At 51.9% G+C, this 18,377-nt stretch carries 10 protein-coding genes; 3 read left to right on the top strand and 7 right to left on the bottom strand.

Translation table 11 applies throughout. The features are described 5' to 3' along the window. Positions 1 to 5 precede the first annotated feature (5 nt). A complete protein-coding gene (locus G544_RS0102630; protein WP_027273145.1) occupies positions 6 to 881 on the top strand; it encodes an alpha/beta hydrolase in 876 nt (291 codons plus the stop codon). 31 nt (positions 882 to 912) lie between these two features. Here G544_RS0102630 and G544_RS19800 read toward each other — a convergent pair whose 3' ends face one another. The 7 genes from G544_RS19800 to G544_RS0102595 form a co-directional block, all read right to left on the bottom strand. After that, positions 913 to 3,363 (bottom strand): DUF3772 domain-containing protein, encoded by a 2,451-nt coding sequence (locus tag G544_RS19800; protein ID WP_081650717.1) that lies wholly within the window; start codon positions 3,361 to 3,363, stop codon positions 913 to 915. A 53-nt stretch (positions 3,364 to 3,416) separates the two neighbouring features. Then, on the bottom strand, positions 3,417 to 5,345 hold the full coding sequence (locus tag G544_RS0102620; RefSeq protein WP_027273144.1) for a peptidase U32 family protein: 1,929 nt from the start codon (positions 5,343 to 5,345) through the stop codon (positions 3,417 to 3,419). Between the two features lie 157 nt (positions 5,346 to 5,502). Next, entirely contained in the window at positions 5,503 to 5,790 is a 288-nt protein-coding gene (locus G544_RS19795; protein ID WP_036023075.1) for an IS1/IS1595 family N-terminal zinc-binding domain-containing protein, read from the bottom strand. Positions 5,791 to 6,053: 263 nt separating this feature from the next. Next, positions 6,054 to 7,598: a TolC family protein gene (locus G544_RS0102610; protein WP_027273143.1), complete on the bottom strand. Its 1,545-nt coding sequence runs from the start codon at positions 7,596 to 7,598 to the stop codon at positions 6,054 to 6,056. Between the two features lies 1 nt (position 7,599). Next, positions 7,600 to 8,130 (bottom strand): hypothetical protein, encoded by a 531-nt coding sequence (locus G544_RS0102605; protein ID WP_027273142.1) that lies wholly within the window; start codon positions 8,128 to 8,130, stop codon positions 7,600 to 7,602. An 88-nt stretch (positions 8,131 to 8,218) separates the two neighbouring features. Beyond that, positions 8,219 to 10,399, bottom strand: coding sequence for a peptidase domain-containing ABC transporter (locus G544_RS19790; RefSeq protein WP_071783241.1), 2,181 nt, complete (start codon positions 10,397 to 10,399; stop codon positions 8,219 to 8,221). A 21-nt stretch (positions 10,400 to 10,420) separates the two neighbouring features. Continuing rightward, complete coding sequence (locus G544_RS0102595; RefSeq protein ID WP_161624100.1) at positions 10,421 to 11,506, bottom strand: HlyD family secretion protein; 1,086 nt, start codon at positions 11,504 to 11,506, stop codon at positions 10,421 to 10,423. A 1,038-nt stretch (positions 11,507 to 12,544) separates the two neighbouring features. Between G544_RS0102595 and G544_RS0102590 the strand changes: the two genes are divergently transcribed. Then, positions 12,545 to 16,147, top strand: a complete 3,603-nt coding sequence (locus G544_RS0102590; RefSeq protein WP_027273140.1) for an Ig-like domain-containing protein — start codon at positions 12,545 to 12,547, stop codon at positions 16,145 to 16,147. 111 nt (positions 16,148 to 16,258) lie between these two features. After that, positions 16,259 to 18,352 carry a type I secretion system permease/ATPase gene (locus G544_RS19785; RefSeq protein WP_051155538.1) on the top strand — a complete coding sequence of 698 codons (2,094 nt, stop codon included), beginning with the start codon at positions 16,259 to 16,261 and terminating at the stop codon, positions 18,350 to 18,352. Positions 18,353 to 18,377 lie beyond the last annotated feature (25 nt).

Below are 18,377 nucleotides of genomic sequence, written 5' to 3'. Positions count from 1 at the left end.
TATCCATGTATAAATCGCTCATCGCCGCCGCATTGCTCTTTTCCACCGGCGTATCCGCCAAGCCCTCGCCCGTTATTCCTCCGATTGAAGAAAGCGCCCGTCAACACTTTACGCTCGGCCAGCACGACATGACCTCCGCACGAGGGTACGAATATCGTATTTACGTCGCCGTGCCGAAGGCGCCTGCGCCAGCGAGCGGCTACCCCGTTTTATACATGCTGGACGGCAACGGCCAGTTTCCCGTCGCGGTTAACGGCTATCGTTCTGAAAACGGCCCGGCCCCCCTAATTATCGCCGTCGGCTACCCGACCGGCGTCAGCTACAATACGGAGCTTCGCACGCGCGACTATACGCCGCCGGCGGAAGGCGAAGCGTTCGCCAAGGGCGGGCAGTCAGAGGCTTTTTATCAGTTTATTGAACAAGAGCTGAAGCCTTCGATTACGGCTAAGTACGCCGTTGACGCGTCTCGCCAAACGCTGGCGGGCCATTCGTTCGGCGGGCTGTTTACGCTGTACGTTCTGTTTAATCACCCGCAAAGCTTCCAACGCTACGTGGCGGCCAGCCCTTCGCTATGGTGGGGAAAAGGCGTCGTTATTCCTAAACGCTCCCCGCTGTTAACCGCTAATCCAAAGTCCATCACGATGACCGTCGGCGAGTACGAAGAGAAGCCCGATCCGGCCAAGGTCAATCAGCCGGTTGACCCCGAACGCGCCAAAAGGCAGGCCGAACGTCAGCAGGTGACAAAAGCGCGAGATCTGGCGGCAACGCTGGCTCAACAGGGCGCCAGCGTAAGCTTTATCCTGTTCCCGGGGAAAAACCACGGCAGCGTCATTCCTGACGCGGTGAATACGGCGGTTGCCGTGGCCGCGCAGGATAAATAGGCGTCAGGGGAAGCGAGAGCTTCCCCCTTTTCTATTCTTCCCCTCTATGCTCAATCCCCACATCATCCTGCGGATGCCGCTGAAGAACCAAACTCTGAGGGCTGGACAGCTTAACGCCCGCCGCACGCAGGCGCTTTAAGATTTCATACAGCAAATCGCTTTTGGTGCGGCTCACCAGACGAGGGCTGCTGACGTAGCCCGTAACGCTTAGCGTAATGCCGTCAGGCGTTAGCTGGCTAAAGGTGACCGACGGCCCCGGCGTGTCAAAAATCAGTTCATGGGAGGAGTAGGCCTCAATCAGGATATCGCGTACCTGCTCCGGATCGATATCCAGCGGAAAGGTCAATGCGATAGTGGCGACGCCCTGTGCGTTACCCATCGTCACGTTGCGGACGTTTTGAGAAATCAGCTGGGAGTTGGGTACGATAACCGTCGATTTATCACTGAGCTGAATCTCCGTTGCGCGCACGTTAATGCGGCGAATGTCCCCCTCAACGCCGCTGATGCTGACCAAATCGCCCACCTTTACCGGCCGCTCCGTCAACAGGATCAGGCCGGAAATAAAGTTCTTTACGATCTCCTGCAGGCCAAAACCGATACCCACCGACAGGGCGCTGACGATCCACGCCAGCTTGTTCCACTCGATGCCGAGAATCGACAGCGTAATCAGGATAAGCAGCACGTAGCCGACGTTGCTAAACAGCGTAACCAGCGACATGCGCATCCCGGCGTCCATCGCCGTTTTGGGTAGAAACTTGGCGCTCAGCCAGCGTCGGGCGGTTCGCAGGATATAAATGCCGATCGTCAGGCTGATGGCCGCATTAATGAGATTCGCCGGAACGATGTTGATTTTGCCCAGGCTGTCGCTGCCTAAAATCTCAACAATTTTTTCAACCAGCGTTATCGGCGTTGTCGTGCCGTAGGTACCGTTGAACAGGGCGACGATCGCCAACAGCAGCAGCACCGTCTTGCCGATGGCGGAAAACAGGATGGTGGCCTGATCCAGATAGCGTTCATTCAAATTGAACGTCTGTTTTATCCACTTTCCGCTGGCGTTATTAAGCGAGAACAGGCTCTCGCACAGGTCGTTGACAAACTTTACCGCCAGATAAAGCACCGACAGAACGATGCCGACCCACACCAGCTCATAGCTTAAAAAGCGCGCCAGAGAAATATAGCCAATGAGCAGCGCCAGCAGAGCCACCGTGGAAACCAGCGTAACGCAGACGTAGATCAAACCGGCTATCGTACCTTTGACCTCCGCCGCCGCATCTTCCTCCAGCAGCGAGCGCCTCACGATGCGAACGCGGTACAGCGCTGAAAACATCAATAGCCCAATCAGCAGCGCAATAATGCCGTTGCCGAAGATAGCGGTTGGCACGCTGCTGTTAATGGCGGTATTGACCTGCTCTACGGAGCCGAAGGCCATTAGCAGCGCGGCCAGCATTGGAGGATAGAACTGCAGCGCGTTGGCGATAGGATCTGGCATGGCAATAAGCCGCCATGAAGGGCGCCGGATGGACAGCAGCGCCCTGCCCAGCCCGACGACTAATGCTGAAAATATCGTCAACCCGAGCAGCGCGTTAGAAAACTGTTCAACGATCGGCGTGAAGGCATCCAGATCTTCAAAAATCTGATAGATCAACCGCGCGCCGCCCCAGAGCGTAAACACCGTCACCGTTACCGTTCCCAAGGCTAAAAAGCTGCGCCGCAGGCGGCCATCGGGAAATGCCTGAATGCTGAGCCAGACGAGCCCTCGCTCCAGCAGCCGACGGCCAAACGCCCAAAAGGCCAGCGCTAACAGCCCCAGCACAACGGTGCCGGAACGGGCGCCCGGCTGCCATGCCTCATTCCAGACATTTGCCCACTGCTGGTTGAAGTCGTTAAACTTTTTTAGATCTTCCTGCTGGGGCGTAAACAGCACGGCCCAGAAGCGCCAGCTCATGATGCTGCCGGAGTTAAGGGCCAACTGGGTTTTCAGCGCGCTTCGGCGCAATTGAACAATATGTTTGGACAGGTTTGTCGCATCGGCTTTTAGCGTTTCAAGCTGGCCTTGCGTCTTCACCATTTGCGCTTTGGTGTCTGTCAATTCACGGCGCTGGCGGGCCACTTCCGGCGCTTCGGCCGGTGCGCCCGCGGCGGGTGGCGCGCCCACCACGTCAAGCTGGGTATTTACCTGCTCTAATGCGGGATGCAGTAGCTGAACGCCGTCCTCAGCCTTGCCAATCAGCTCCTGCGTTTCGACGTACAGCTCGCTTAGCTGTTTATCCGTCGTGGCGACGGAGACCCCTTGCTTAATATCGTTTAAATGCTGTTGGAGTTTGACCAGGGATTCGGCATCGAACTGCTTTTGGACGTTAACGTTGGCCGATGCATCAGAGTCGGGGGCATCCGGCGTTGAAGCCCCCTGCGCCATTGCGCTGAGCGAAAAAAGAAAAAACAGTGAAACAATGAACGTACGCGGTATAGAAAAACCAAACATAGAGAAAAGCCCCTATTTATTGTCTTACTTGTCGCTATTTTGTATCCACCCATTCAATCGTCGGCATTTTCCTTAACGCTTCCCGGCGGCGGCGATTTTAGGATATGGGACTTTATCTTACCCCACACCTGCATTTCACAGGATTTACAGTCAAATTTTAACGTCAACGTTTCCTCGCCCTGCACCAGCTGCATCGGCGTTACGCGGGTTTTCACACCCTGTACGCCTTTTGCCTGCTTGGGACACAGGTTAAAGGCAAAGCGCAGGCAGTGCTTGGTTATCATCAGCGGCACCTCGCCCTTTTCTTCGTGCGCCTCATAGGCGGCATCGATAAGCTCTACGCCGTGGCGCTGGTAAAACTCGCGGGCCTTATGGTTGTAGACGTTAGCTAAAAAAGTTAAATGCGTTTGCGGATAGGTCGGCAAAGGCAAACCTACGGGCCTGCGGCTCCCGCGCTGATAGCTCGCCAGTCGGGTTTCCGTCAGCCTATCCACCGCATCGCGGCGCAGCTGGTTGAGCTGGGCGCTGGGGATAAAAGGCACCGTCGGCAGATCGAGCGTGACCTCTGCGGCGTAATACATCGTCTGGCCCAGCTTGCTGAGCCCCTCCTTCAGAGAGGCCTGCGCTTTTTCAGGCTGATTCGCCGGTTCATATGCGCCATCAAGTGACACCGTAACTAAAATACCTTCCTCGCTGACGGCCTCCAGCAGCAGCCCACGTTCTCCGCTCTTTAAGTGTAGCCGAATCCCCACTCTGCGTTCGCTGGAGCTTTTCATCAGCGACTGTTGCCACTGATGATCGAGGTTTCGGTTAAGGGGATGATGCGGTCTAAGCTTGGTCAAGGCCTGCGGCATTTCGTTGGGATAAAGGCGATAGCGCCCGTCCGCCAGCTTTTCGGCCTTATTGACCCGAAAGCCGACAACTTCCCGTTTAATCAACACGTTGAGGCCGTCGCCGTTATTTATCGGCGCCTCTGAGCTGACGTCTAAATATTGTTCACTGGCTTTCAACACGTCGCCTACGGGTAAGCCGATAAACTTCGGCGAATCGAAGGCGCCGATATCTATCCTGCGCTCGTTGACGAAGTAATCGGTGCTGCCGCGGTGAAAGGTTTTATCCGGATTGGGCACGAAGTGATGCTGCGTTCTGCCGCTCGAGGCCGCCGTCAAATCCGAACGCTGCGCCATAATGGCGTCAAGCCGTTGACGATAGTAGGCGGTAATATTTTTGACGTAGCTGAGATCCTTGTAGCGCCCTTCAATCTTGAAAGAACGAACGCCGGCATCGATAAGGGAATTCAGGTTCAGAGACTGATTGTTGTCCTTCATCGACAGCAGGTGTTTATCGTAAGCGACAATGCCGCCCCGCTCGTCTTTTAGCGTGTAGGGAAGCCGGCACGCCTGAGAGCAGTCGCCTCGGTTGGCGCTGCGCCCTGTCTGGGCGTGAGAGATGTAGCACTGGCCTGAAAACGCAACGCACAGCGCGCCGTGAATGAAAAATTCCAATGACGCATCAACCTCTTGGCGAATGCGCCTGATTTGCTCCAGGCTCAGCTCCCTGGCAAGCACCAGCTGGGAGAAGCCGATCTGAGATAAAAAGCGGGCCTTTTCCAGCGTACGAATGTCGGTTTGGGTGCTGGCGTGGAGGTCGATAGGCGGGATATCCAGCTCAAGGATGCCCATATCCTGCACGATAAGCGCATCTACCCCTGCGTCATAAAGCTGATGAATCAGGCGCCTGGCGGGCTCCAGCTCTTCATCATGCAGGATGGTGTTCAGCGTGACGAATACTTTGGCGTAATAGCGGTGAGCGAACGTCGCCAGCTCCGCAATGTCTTTCAGCGAATTACCCGCATTGTGACGCGCGCCAAAATCCGGCCCGCCGATGTAAACGGCGTCTGCGCCGTGTAAAATCGCCTCTCGGGCAATTTCTACAGTGCGGGCCGGGCTGAGTAGTTCAAGCTGATTGTCTGAAAGTCGCATAGGTTACTGGCTTAGCCTTGAGTTCATCGAAATTGTGCGAGCGGCATTGTAACCTACTTTTTATCTACCGCGTATCCGGATGAGTATTCCAGATAACCCACAAGCGTAACTCAGACGGAGCAGCGCTATCTATGCGCTTGCTGACAAACGGCGCGTTTTAGGCGTCCCCTTCTATAAGCAGCAGGTACAGATAGCGATCGACCACGGTGTGGGAAACGCCCAGATTAGAGCAAATTTCGCTGCGGCTTTTTCCCTGTTCATACAGCGCCTCGACCTGCTGAAGGATTTTTCCTTCGTTCCCCTGATAGATGTAGTTTATCTGAAACGTGCGTTTACAGTTGGAGCAATAGTAACGCTGCAGCCCCGAACGCGCTCTGCCATGCCGCCGAACGCCGCTCTTTTCGGAGCAGTGGTGGCACATGATTTGATTATAATTTTTTCTCATCTTCCTCTCCCTATAGTGTCAAAAGCCGCTTCGCTTAAGTAAGCGAACTGTCTTTAACAGCCATAAACGTTTAACTGCCTCAGACCAGCCGCCGGACGACGTCCAAACAAGCGCCGCATCACTATGCCGCTAACGTTATCTCTATCGGCCTCTGACGAGTCGTCTTATGTATTCAGTGGCCACAAAATAGCAGTGGTATCACATGATCTAATTATGATTTTTTCTCATATTTTCTCCCCCAAAGTGCCAAAGGCCGTTTTCGCTTAGTTAAGCGGACTGTCTTTAACGGCCGTTACGTCCAACTGCCCCAGGCTTGCTGCCAGACGAAGTCTGGACAGGTGCCACTCCACCATGCTGTTAACGTTATCCATTTCGGCCTCTGACAGATCGTTTTGCGTGTTTAGCAATTCCAAAATGCTTCCGACGCCGGATTGATAACGCCCACGTGCGATGTCATAGGCGCGTCGCGATGACGCAACTAAATCGCTCATGTTCTTTAAGTTACTTTGAGTCGTTGAAAGACTCTGATAGGTCTGCCAAACCTGAAGCGCGATATCGCGCCGCGACTGGGCATACTGGTTTTTCGACCGTTCAAGTTTGTTTTGAGCGCTCCTGACGGCGTTGTACTGACTGAAACCGCTAAAGATGGGCACCTTGACGCTAACGCCCATATAAAACTCGTCGGTGTTATAAGTCGGGCCGTACTTCGCCTCGCTGTCGCCCCATCGGGACGTCAGGTAGACTGACGGTAAAAATCCGCGCTGAGCGATAGCCAGCTCTTTCTCCGAGACGGCGATCTGCTCTTTAACGGACAGCAGATAGGGATGCTGATTAAGCGCCTTATCAATTAAGCGCTGAATGTCGGCCAAAGAACGCTCAGAGGGAACCGTCAACCCCTTTTGGAAGGTGATGTTTTTTGTAATGTCCAGACCAATAATCGACGCCAGCGCGCCCATGGCGTTACGCACGTCGCCTTCAGCCTGAATGCGGTAGTTGGTTGACGACAGCGCGGCGTTTTTCGCCTGCAGTTCATCGGCCAAAACGCCGACGCCGGCCTCCCGCTTACCCTGAGTCACCTGTAGGCTTTTATAGGCGATAAGCTCAATGTCGCGCGCGGCGTCCAGATACGCCTGAGCGGCGATTACCGCAAAGTACTTTTGCGCCGCGTCCAACACGACGTCCTGCAGGTCCGACTGCGTCATAAACTCCATGGCGCTAAGTTCGCTTTTCGCCCTGTCGACCCCGGCCTCCCGTTGCCCAAAGTCAAACAGCAGCCAGCTGAGTTCCAGCGTGTTTTTCCAGTTTTCCGTTGTGCTGTCGAGCGTTGTCTGCGGATAGTGCGTTTTCGTCTCCTGATGGCCGAACGTAGAAAGCCCATCTACCGTCGGCATATAGCCCGCATAGCTTTTATCTTTCTCAATTTGGTAGTAATGAAGATTCAGCCACGTTGCCTTCGCCTTCGGGTTGTTACACATGGCCAAAACGACGACGTCATAAAAGCTCAACACGCCTTTTTGCGCCGTACCGTCAATACATATATCTCGTTCAACGTTCTCCTGAGAAAGCGCCGCGGCCTGCGGCGCTGCAGTTTTGCTCTCCGCCGCCCGGCCTTTTCTGTAGAGCATGTCATCCGTAATAACCGGCCGCGCGCCCTTTTGCGCATAGGCGCTACTGCCGGTGGCGCCAGCCGCCGGTTTCGACGACGACAGCTCGTCAATCAGCGACATCACGTCCTGCGAAGGCGCGGCGTTGCACCAAAGGGGCAAACAGGAAGACGCTATCAGCGATACTAAAAGCCAGTTTCTCATCCTATTTATTCCCCTCCATGATGGAATATCGCTTGGGAGGCGCAGGCGACATTACCGTTTCCGTTTCGATATAACCGGGTGATGACAGCGGCTTCTTGCTCTTGGTGCGAGATACGGCCTGCCAAGACGCCGCAGCGCCCATTCTGGGCAGCATCATTCCGCTTACGCGGGATGAACGCGCGCCCGGTGGAGATATTTGCGTCTCCGTTTTTATCTGAAGCGGGGAAGCATCGACGGTAACGATATCCTTTTGTCCATAGGCCATGCTTTCAAATTCAGGCACGGGCGGCGGCGCATAATGATAGCGGCCGGTCGCCTGTACTGCTGGCACCGCCGAAGGCCACGTATGAATGCTTGTTTCAACGCGAATGTTCCCCTGCGACGGCGTTTCAATTTCTCTGCTTTGCGTCCCTACCGGCATCGCCGTTGATTTCCTGGTCTGATAGATAAGCTCATAGCCTTTCGATGCGCCTTTTTGCACTACGCTGCCATCTACTCTGGGCGCTCTGGCCTGACTAAGTTCATCAATCATTTTTTCGATATCCTGCCTTGAGCCTGCGTGGCAGACACCGATTGTTACGACAAAACAGGTTAATGCCGTAAACACTCGTCCATTCATCCTAGATTTCCTCCTCGGTAACTGGCTCTGTTGTGGGTTTGGGGCTCTCCGGCTGACCAAAAAGCTGGGCGGGAGTGAGTTGTTGAGTCGACATGCCGTTTTCAATAACAATGATGCGGTCGACAGAGGCTAGCGTCTGCGGGCGATGGGCAATCACCAGACGCGTGATCTTCAGCCGGGAAACGGCGGCATTAACCACCTGCTCCAGCTGAACGTCTAAATGGCTGGTAGCTTCATCCAGAATCAGAAGCTGAGGGCTCTTATAGAGCGCTCTGGCTAGCAGGATCCGCTGCTTTTGCCCTCCGGAAAGCGCAACGCCCATATCGCCGACCAACGTGTTGTACTGCATCGGCATCTGTTCAATATCCTGATGGATAGCCGCCATCAGCGCGCACTTCACGACGCGTTCCCTGTCGATATCGCGATCGAAAAAGGTGATGTTGTCCATAATTGAGCCGGCAAACAGCACGTCGTCTTGCAGCACCGTCGCGCTAAACCGCCGCAGCCCGGCCGGCGTCAGCTTTTTAAGGCTTGTGCCATCAATCAGGATGTCGCCGCTGCAGGGCGTCAGGCTGCCGCACAGCAGCTGGCTTAGCGTGGTTTTACCTCCGCCAGACGGGCCTGCCAGCGCGACGCACTCTCCGGGTTCAATGACGAAGGACACGTCCTTAATAACCATGGGTTCGCTATCGGCGTAGCGGAAGCTGACGTTTTTGAACTCAATTTTGGGCGGCCGGGACTGCTGCGTCTCAGAAACCGGTTCAATAGCGTCTTCAGGGGCGGTAAGAACGATATCGGCCAGGCGCTCGGTTTGGATGCTCAGCATCTTCAACTCGAAGAACTTGTCGATAAGGCTGCTTATGCGCTGGCTGAACTGGGTTTTATAGGAGGTAAAGGCCATAAGAACGCCGACCGTAAAGGTCTGGTCCATAACCATCATGGCCCCCAGCCCCAGGACCACCAGGTTTTCTACGCCAAACAGCAGTCCGTTAAGCTGCTGGTAATAAATTTGCAGCTTCTGCACCCGCACGCCGGCATTAATCTGGCGAATAAGCAGCCCCATCCAGTCTGCGGTTCTCTCCTGCTGGCGTTCAAACAGCTTGATGGTTCTTACGCCGCGAACCGTCTCTAGAAAGTGGCTTTGCTGCTTGGCGCCGTGGACGATTTGCTCCTCCGACGCCATGCGCAGCGGCCGGTACCACAGGATGCGTCCGATGACGTAAAGCATCATGGTAATCAGACAAATGGTCGCCAGCAGAGGGCTATAGATATACATCATCACCAGCGTGACGATGGTCATTAGCCCATCGAGAATAGCGACGAAGAAGGAAGACGACAGCGTGGACTGAATGGAATCGACGGCGCCAAAACGGGAAACGATGTCGCCCAGATGGCGCTTCTCAAAGTAGCTGATGGGTAAACGCATCAGGTGACGAAACACGCTGTCGCGCCACTGTACGCTGATCGAGGTCGAAATATACATCATGACCCAGGCGCGTACGGCTGAAGTAAACTGTTGCACCAGCATCATAACGCCAAAGCCGACAAGCAGCGTAACCAATAGATTTTTATCGTTAGAGACGATAACGTAGTCGATGGTCCACTGTGTAAACAGCGGTGACACAATGCTGAATAATTCAATTCCCAACGCCAGTATTAACACCTGGATAAAGCTGCTTTTAAGCCCGGTGATTTTCCCTATCAAATCGCGAAAGCGAACGTGACGACGCTGTTCCTGCGGCTTAAATCCTTCATCCGGCCAGAGCTCTATCGCCACGCCGGTAAACGATGAAGAAACTTCAGACAGCGTTAACTGACGGGCGCCGGTCGCGGGATCGTGAATTACGCACCGATTTCCTTTGACTGACTTTAGCACCACAAAATGGGAGAAATCCCAGTGCAAAATGCAGGGAAGTTTCAGCTTAGGAAGCTCGTCGAGCTCTAAGCGCAAAGAGCGGCTGTTCAGGTTTAACTGTTTAGAAATGCCTATAAGCTGGCTTAGATTGATCCCTTTTTGAGAAATACTGAACTTACCGCGTAGCGTCGCTAAATCGGTATTGTAACTATGGTAGCCGGCAATCATTGCCAGACAGGCCAGTCCGCATTCGGCAGACTCCGTTTGGATCACGACAGGCAGCCGATGGCTGGTCAGCCCAAAATTTATTTTTTTAACAAAACTCATCCTTCAATTCGCCCCTTAACCTCAGTCGCTTGCCTTTTGCGTAATGCTAAACAGTGGCTCCAATACCCATTCATAAACCTTGCGCTTGTCCAACGTGATGTCTGCTTCCAGTTCCATTCCTGGCTGAAGCGCTTTCTTTTGGCCATAAGCAAAGACGGTTTGGCTCTCGGGCTTAACCGTAATTTGATAAAACGAAGGTTCATTGGACGTAAGTGACGTAGCCTGAATTTCATGCTGTGTCAGCGTCACTTTAGAAACAGAAACCACCCGGCCTCTATACTGGCCAAACTTTTGGTAAGGGTATGACTGGTAGCGCAACCAGACTTCCGCCCCCTCCTGAATAAAGCCGACCGCTTTGCTGGGCGCATAGAGATGAACCTGCAGCATCGAGTTTTCAGGAATAATGCTGACCATCGGTTTGCTGCTTTCAACAAACTGCCCTACCTGCGCGACGGCGGCCGTCACTGTCCCTGATTGAGGAGCCTGAATAACGATCTCGCGCTTGGCTTCGCTTTCGGCCAGCTCCTGTTTGGCGCTGGAAATGTTTCGTTCGAGCTGTCCCTGCTGTTTTTCAAACTTCAGCAGCAGCCCATCCAGCTCAGATTGACGACCGGCCAGTTCCTTTTCGGTGTTGAGCTTTTCTCTCTCATAGCTGCTTAGCGCGCTCTGCTGTTGCAGAACCTCTTCTTTCACTCGCTCATACTGTTCCAGAGAAATGTATTCTTTCTGATAAATCTGCTGATATTGCTGCTGACGGCGCTGAACCAGCCCCAGAATGCGTCGCTGATTGACGATTTGTTTATTTAGCGCATCAATCTGGCTATTTAACTTCTCGATGTAGCTTTCAAGCAGAGACTTTTCCGCTGAGAACTGTTCCTGATTTTTATTCAGCTCATCGTTAAGTGAATCCAACCTTGCCTGAATCTGCGTGCTTATCGTTTGCTGAGTGCCGAGCGCGTTAGCGCCTTCTCTTTCGCTTGAAATAACATACAGCGCATCGCCCTGTTTGACCCTGTCGCCTTCCTTAACCTTTTTCTCAATAACGATGCCGTATTGTTGACTATAAACTTTAATAACGCCCTTATCGGGGACAAGCTGCCCCGTCACCGTTTGTTTTCTGGTATATGAAAACAAAATGCAAAACAATATAACCAGTGCTATAACCGCACAGATAAAAAAAGTAAAAAAACGCAGAGATAAAGGCGTACTTAATATTACGCTCCCTAGCCATTTCTGCCTTTCTGCCTGAAGCGCCTCCTGGCGAAACAGTCCCATATGTTTCCCATCCTTTATAAAATGAATAAACCCCAAAAAATCGCCAGTATATTCTTAATATTAGATAAGAATAAAACTTAGCTTTACTTATGATTAATTTCCCACGGGAAGATATTCTCACCCTACACTAGAATGAAGAAATTTAAAAACACAAAATCAATAACCATCAAGCTGGCGTAATAATAGAAAATCCCTTCAGAACAATAGAATGAACGTTTAATTATTAGCCATTGTTTATTACATTCTTAAACTATCAAGCGATATAATATTTACGCATAAAAAATTTTATATAACAACGTGTATTATTTGGATGATTTTAAGGCATTACCGGCCTACACACCCTATTTAAGACATCACTCTCAGCGCCGACGCCTTACCAATCCTCAAAGTTTCTTATTATATGCTACAATGCTTCAAACCTCCTGTCGCGGCTGAATCCCCTCTACTAAAGTACACTGCAAAACGGTGGAATTTAGCAAATACTAAAAGATTATTTATAAAAATAATAAGGACATATTGAGATTAAAAAGGGATTTATAAAAAAAGTAACACCAAAAATAAATATTGACTTATTTGCACATAAAAACCGGCTTTACTACCGCCCTTTAAATTTGCATTAACATCTTTTTTTGATAGATTAACTTCACCGAAAAAACCAGCATTAACCATATGAGGAGGATAGTAAGGTTAATTAAAAAGTAGTTAATAAACACACCCAATTAAATTACTCATATATTTATTTAGTAGAAAAAACTGGTTTTCAAGCGCACAGGATCCTCAGCATTGAAAGTCGGTTTTATACCTCAATTATAGGTTATGGATATGAAACTATACGTACAACAAGCAGGGCAAGCTGTACAAGAGGTTTCGTTGAGTTCTTCAACGAATATTCACGCAACGCCGGGAACCCGACTGTTTATTGAAGGAAATAACGGTCACGTTTCTCATATGGCTCGTAACGGATCAGGACTTATTATTAACACCAGCGATGGCAATGTCGTTACGGTTGATAATTTTTTCGGCCCCGCCGACCAAGGGCTGAGCTCTCTGACAATTGAAAATACGCCTGAATCAGGTTTGCCGGAAAAGCAGATCGTTCTGGGCGATGAGCGCGTCTATAACGACGGCGCTGAAGTTGTTGCCTATACCCCTGAGCAACTTAAAGACATTATTTCAGGCTGGGACTACTATGAAGTCCGCGGCGAAGAAGCGGCTGCGGCTGGTGACGATGACAATACCGGTCTGTTCGTTGCATTGGGCCTTGGCGCCGCAGGCGTAGCCGGTCTTATCGCATGGGCAGCAAATGATGACGATGATGATAACGATCACTCATCTTCTAACCCTGCGCCTACGCCAGATCCCAGTGAGGTAACCGATCCGACGACGCTGACGCTGAACCGTTCTAACGGTTCCAGCCTGTCCGGTACCTGCGACGCTAAAAACGCTACCGTTTATATCGACGTTAACAGCGACGGCCACCACGATTTCGCGACTAAAACCGACGCAAACGGAAACTGGTCCTTCACGCCGGCTACGCCGATTGCCGACGGTGCAACCGTGACCGTATGGGTAGTAAACAGCAAGGGCGAAAAAATTCCTGTCTCTACTCAAATTGACGCCACGGCGCCAGAAGCAGAGAGCATCGTTGTATCTCAGGATCTGAACGTCATTAGCGGCAAAACTGAACCCGGCGCCAAGGTTAAGCTTGACGTTGACGGCGACGGTAAAGCCGACTATGAAGTGACTGCCGATGAAAACGGCAACTACAAGATTACGCTGAATGAAGGCCAGACATTAGTTCCCGGCACGAGCGTTATCAGCCTGGCGGACGATCTTGGCAACACGGCCAGCGTCACGCTTCCCGGTTCACACAAAGCATCCGTACTGGGTATGGGCGAAGACGGCCAGTCAATGGATCTGACCGCTACGACCGACGTAACCTCTCCAACTATTCATGGCCGCGGCGTTCCCGGTTCAACCGTGAACCTGTTGGACGGCGGTAAAGTCATCGGCACGGCCGAAGTTGACGCTAAAGGCAACTGGTCAATCAAGGTTGAGAATCTGGACGCAGGTAAGCACAACTTTGACGTACAGACCGTTGTAGGTACAAAAGTAACGGAGTCAGGTAAAGACGTATCCGTGACGTACGAGCAGAAGGCTTACGACATGTCTGTCGCTAATTCAGACGTTCGTGAGATCGAAACTGACGGTACGATCGACGCACCGATTTCTATTACTCGCGCTCTGCCGAACGGCGGCTACCTGGTAGCTTATCCGGAAGCGGAATCTGCAGGTTCAAAATACTACGACATCAAAATCAAGATCTTCGATGCTGCGGGTAATTTGACCAATACCTTAACGCTGGGCGATAAAAACGTTGCCGACGGCTACAGCAAAGAAAGCGCGCAGAAGTTCCTGTCCAACTTCGACGTTGCCGTTTCTCCGACCGACGGCGCGATCACCGTACTGTACGCCAAGAATGATACGGCCGGCAGCTATACGGGCCACGACGTTGTTTATGAGCGCTTTACCGCTGAAGGCACACCTATCACCAGCGGCCCGCAGATGGTCTCCGCCCATAACGACCTCGGTGGCGCTAACGGCATTTTGAAGGAATGGCTGCCGGACGGCATCGCGGATCAAGTTACTGGCTTCCTGTCCAGTATAGTTAATCCGATCGCCGACTTCCTGACTAATGCGCTCAAGACGCTCGACTTCCTGAACGTTCTGCCGAATACCGACTTTAAAGCGCTGGTCGACGGTCTGGTCAACACCCTGCCGAACCATATCCTTTCAGCGATTATCGGTCAGGGAGCAATGAGCTCCTCTATCGTTCAGATGCCTGACGGCAGCGTCGTATTTACCGGTACGCATACGCGTGAATTCCTGGACCTGGAAAATCTGAATGACAATTTGGATATCTCCGGCCTCGTTCGCGACCTTTGCAAAGCGCTGGGCCTGTCCGGCATTCCGATTATCGGTCAGCTGATTGATACCGTAACGGAGCTGGTACTGACCTGGATTAAGGAGCCCATCAAGTCGATTGAAGACTTCTTCCTGAAGCTCATCGATACCGATGCGTTTGAACTTGGTTCACACCTGTACAGCTATCGCTATGCGGAAGACGCCAACGGTAATCTGGTTAAGGTCAGCAGCAACATTGAGACGCCGACCGACACTAACTTCGGCGGCTTCCTTGATGAAAACGGCTATATCACCACTAATAACGGCGTGTTTGACACTGTCGTCAACTTCCTGTTTGGCACTAACCCTGGCAGCGATACCGAAGGCCTTGCCGGCGCCGGTATTGGCAACAACCAATATGCGGTCGTATGGCAGCAGGGTTGCAAAGACTGGTCTCTGGACAAGCTGTTAAGCAGCAGCCCGGTAGATCTGAAGCTGTCCGTCGTTGACTTCAAAACGGGTAAGATCGTTCTCGACGGGGCAAAAATCAATACCAATGCGCCTGCCGGCTCTACCGACATCGCGCCTAAGATTGTTGCTCTGGATGACGGTACGTTCCTGGTTTCTTGGGTTCGCGCAACCAAGGGCGACGGCGGCGACGTTATGGTTCAGCGCTTTGAGGTGTTGAACGATCAGCTGCATCCGCTGAGCGACGCTATCGTAGCTAATCAGTCTACCGATGGCACTCAGGGCCTGATGCCGAACACGCTGACCGGCGCTTACGACATTTCCGTTCTGGAAAACGGCAACTATGTTGTCACTTGGGCATCTAACGCTAACGGCGAATCGCACGTTATGGCCCGCGTGTATGACGCTAGCGGCGCACCTGTGACCGGTGAGCTGGTGGTTGATAAAGGCGTTGACGATGAAGGCACCTGTTCTCTGCCTTCCGTCACGTCGCTGGCCGACGGCGGCTTCGCGGTAACCTGGTCTGAAGTCTCCAACGGTGACAGCAACCTGTATAGCCGCACCTACAACGGCGACGGTACTTCTCGCTATCAGGGCGACAACGGCGACGTTAGCAAGCCGGGTGAATTCATTGAGGGTAACTACCACTCAGCCGAAGGCACCGCGGGTAATGACGTTATCGATGGCCGCAACGGCGTAAGCAATGTTAACGCAGGTGACGGCGACGATCGCATTCTGGTCGACTCTCACAAGTTCAGCGCGATTAACGGCAGCGACGGCTTTGATACAGTGGTATTCCACGATCAAAGCGGTACCACTATCGGTTCTGACGTTCTGAGCAAGCTGCACAGCATTGAGCAGATCGACCTGAACTCAACTTCCGCTCTGCAATTGGACGTTAGCTATAACGATCTGATCAAACTTAACGACGACAAGAAGCTGTTCATCAACGGCACGTCCGACGATAAGGTCGATCTGGATCTGACCAGCTGGAGCAACGTTGCAACCGCTAACAAAGGCGGCGTTGAGTACAACCTGTATGTCTACGACAAAGACGAAGACGCACAGATTTGGGTACAGAACGGCGTTAGCGTTATTTAATAACTCTCTAAGGGGCGAGCTCTCGCCCCTTTTATTACTTAATCACTATTAATCGGATAGTTATTAATTAATAACCTTTATATTAAAGATAAAATGTCTCAAGGATAGATTATGGGTTTTTCACCGTGGAGTGAATGCGTAACAATTATTGCCAAAGAGCTGGGAATTAGCGTTACACCAAACAACTTGCAGCACATTATCCAGAACGGCGGAAGCCACGATGAGATAATGGAAAACATGATAAATTACATAGGATTAAACCACAAAAAAACCAATGAAAAACTGGAAAGAATCCCCAAGCTTCTGTTTCCGGTTTTCGTGCCGTTAAATAACGATCAGGCCGTTGTCATTTATAGTATAAATGAAAATAAAACCGCAACTCTTTCCTTTAATATATCTCCTGATATAAAAACCCAGGTCGACTTAGAACAGCTCGAATCTATGCGAGAGGGTCCGGCTTGGCTTATTTATCACACAGAGCGAGTTGAAGATAAGCGAATAGATGATTTTCTTAAACCTTATAAAGAAAACTGGCTATTCAATTTGATAAAAAAAGATCTCAAATTTTATGGACAAATTGCGCTGGGTGCCCTGTTCGGCAACATTCTGGCGCTTTCCAGCGCCCTTTTCTCCATGCAGATATATGACCGCGTCATTCCCGCACAGTCCTACAATACGCTTTGGGTATTATTTATCGGCGTTGTCGTTGCGCTACTCATGGACATGATGCTGAGGCTTGCCCGCAGCCACTTGGCCGACGCGATTGGTAAGAAAACGGATCTTTTTATGTCGGGAATGTTCTTTTCACGCGCGCTGCGCATGAAGAACGATGCCAGACCCAATTCTACCGGCGCCTTTGTTGCTCAGCTCAGAGAAATCGAACATATCCGAGAGCTGTTGACGTCTACGACGGTCGTCGCCATGGTGGATATGCCCTTCATTCTGATATTCATCGGCGTTATTGCCTTTATCGGCGGTCCTTTAGCCTTTGCGCCACTGCTGGCTATTCCTCTTGTCATTATACCGGGATTAATCGCCCAGTGGCCGCTTGCGCGCCTGTCGCAACAGGGGATCCGCGAAAGCGCCATTCGTAACGCCATGCTGGTAGAAACCGTCGAAGGCCTGGAAGACATTAAGATCATGCAGTCCGAAGATCGCTTCTTGCGTACCTGGAACGGCTGTAACGCAACAACGGCGCAAATCTCTCTTGAACAGCGTCATTGGGGCAGCCTGATTACCAACTGGTGCCAGTTCGTTCAGCAGCTGGTCTACATCAGCGTTATCGCTATTGGCGTCTATCTGGTTATTGAAAATGACATTACCACCGGTACGCTTATCGCCTGTTCCATCCTTTCCAGCCGCACAGTTGCGCCCCTTGGCCAGCTGGCTCAGGTATTAACCCGCTGGCAGCATGCCAAAATGGCAAAAACCGGATTAGACGAATTTTTGAAAAAGCCGCTGGACCAGAAACCGTTTAGCGAAACGCTCCATACTGATGCAATCCGTGGTCATTTCAGTCTGAAAAACGTTAAGTATCGCTTTAATCCTGAAGCGCCGATGGCGCTGGATATCGGCGGGCTGGAAATCAGTCCTGGAGAAAAAGTCGCCGTTCTCGGTTCTATTGGCGCGGGTAAATCAACGCTGCTGCGACTGATTTCAGGCATCGCCGAAACGACCGAAGGGGAGCTGCTGCTTGACGGTCTGACGATGAAGGACATCAGCAACAACGACGTTCGCCGGGATATTGCCTACCTTCCGCAAAGCGCCCAGCTCTTTCACGGCACGATCCGAGACAATCTGATCATGGGCAAGCCCCAAACGTCATTAGAAAAAATTGTCGAAGCGCTCAATATTGCCGGCGCCGCCAGCCTGCTAAAAACGGGCCAGGGGCTAGAGCTCTCTATAGCAGAAGGTGGACGAGGGCTCTCCGGAGGCCAGAAACAAACGCTTTTGCTGGCCAGAACGCTGCTCCGAGACTCCCCTATCCTGCTTTTGGACGAACCGACGGCCAATATGGATGAAACTCTAGAAAATCATGTCGTTAGCGCTCTGAGCGAACACATTAAGGACAAAACGTTTGTTGTCGTTACGCACCGGCACGCACCGCTAAGGCTGGTAGACCGGATTATCGTTATGAGCCAGGGAAGCGTCGTTCTCGACGGGCCGCGAGATGCGGTATTACAAAGGCTGAAGGCAGCGAACTAGCAGAGATTATAAAAATGAGACTTTT

Source organism: Leminorella grimontii ATCC 33999 = DSM 5078 (assembly GCF_000439085.1).
Lineage (GTDB): Bacteria > Pseudomonadota > Gammaproteobacteria > Enterobacterales > Enterobacteriaceae > Leminorella > Leminorella grimontii.
The sequence above is the reverse complement of the archived record's forward strand: the minus strand, read 5'-3'. Positions and strand labels throughout refer to the sequence as shown.

Bases quoted from the DNA above. Each gene is read 5' to 3' on its own strand.
- G544_RS0102630 (WP_027273145.1), top strand. From the start codon at position 6: ATGTATAAATCGCTCATCGCCGCCGCATTGCTCTTTTCCACCGGCGTA.
- G544_RS19800 (WP_081650717.1), bottom strand. From the start codon at position 3,363: ATGTTTGGTTTTTCTATACCGCGTACGTTCATTGTTTCACTGTTTTTT.
- G544_RS0102620 (WP_027273144.1), bottom strand. From the start codon at position 5,345: ATGCGACTTTCAGACAATCAGCTTGAACTACTCAGCCCGGCCCGCACT.
- G544_RS19795 (WP_036023075.1), bottom strand. From the start codon at position 5,790: ATGAGAAAAAATTATAATCAAATCATGTGCCACCACTGCTCCGAAAAG.
- G544_RS0102610 (WP_027273143.1), bottom strand. From the start codon at position 7,598: ATGAGAAACTGGCTTTTAGTATCGCTGATAGCGTCTTCCTGTTTGCCC.
- G544_RS0102605 (WP_027273142.1), bottom strand. From the start codon at position 8,130: ATGATTGATGAACTTAGTCAGGCCAGAGCGCCCAGAGTAGATGGCAGC.
- G544_RS19790 (WP_071783241.1), bottom strand. From the start codon at position 10,399: ATGAGTTTTGTTAAAAAAATAAATTTTGGGCTGACCAGCCATCGGCTG.
- G544_RS19785 (WP_051155538.1), top strand. From the start codon at position 16,259: ATGGGTTTTTCACCGTGGAGTGAATGCGTAACAATTATTGCCAAAGAG.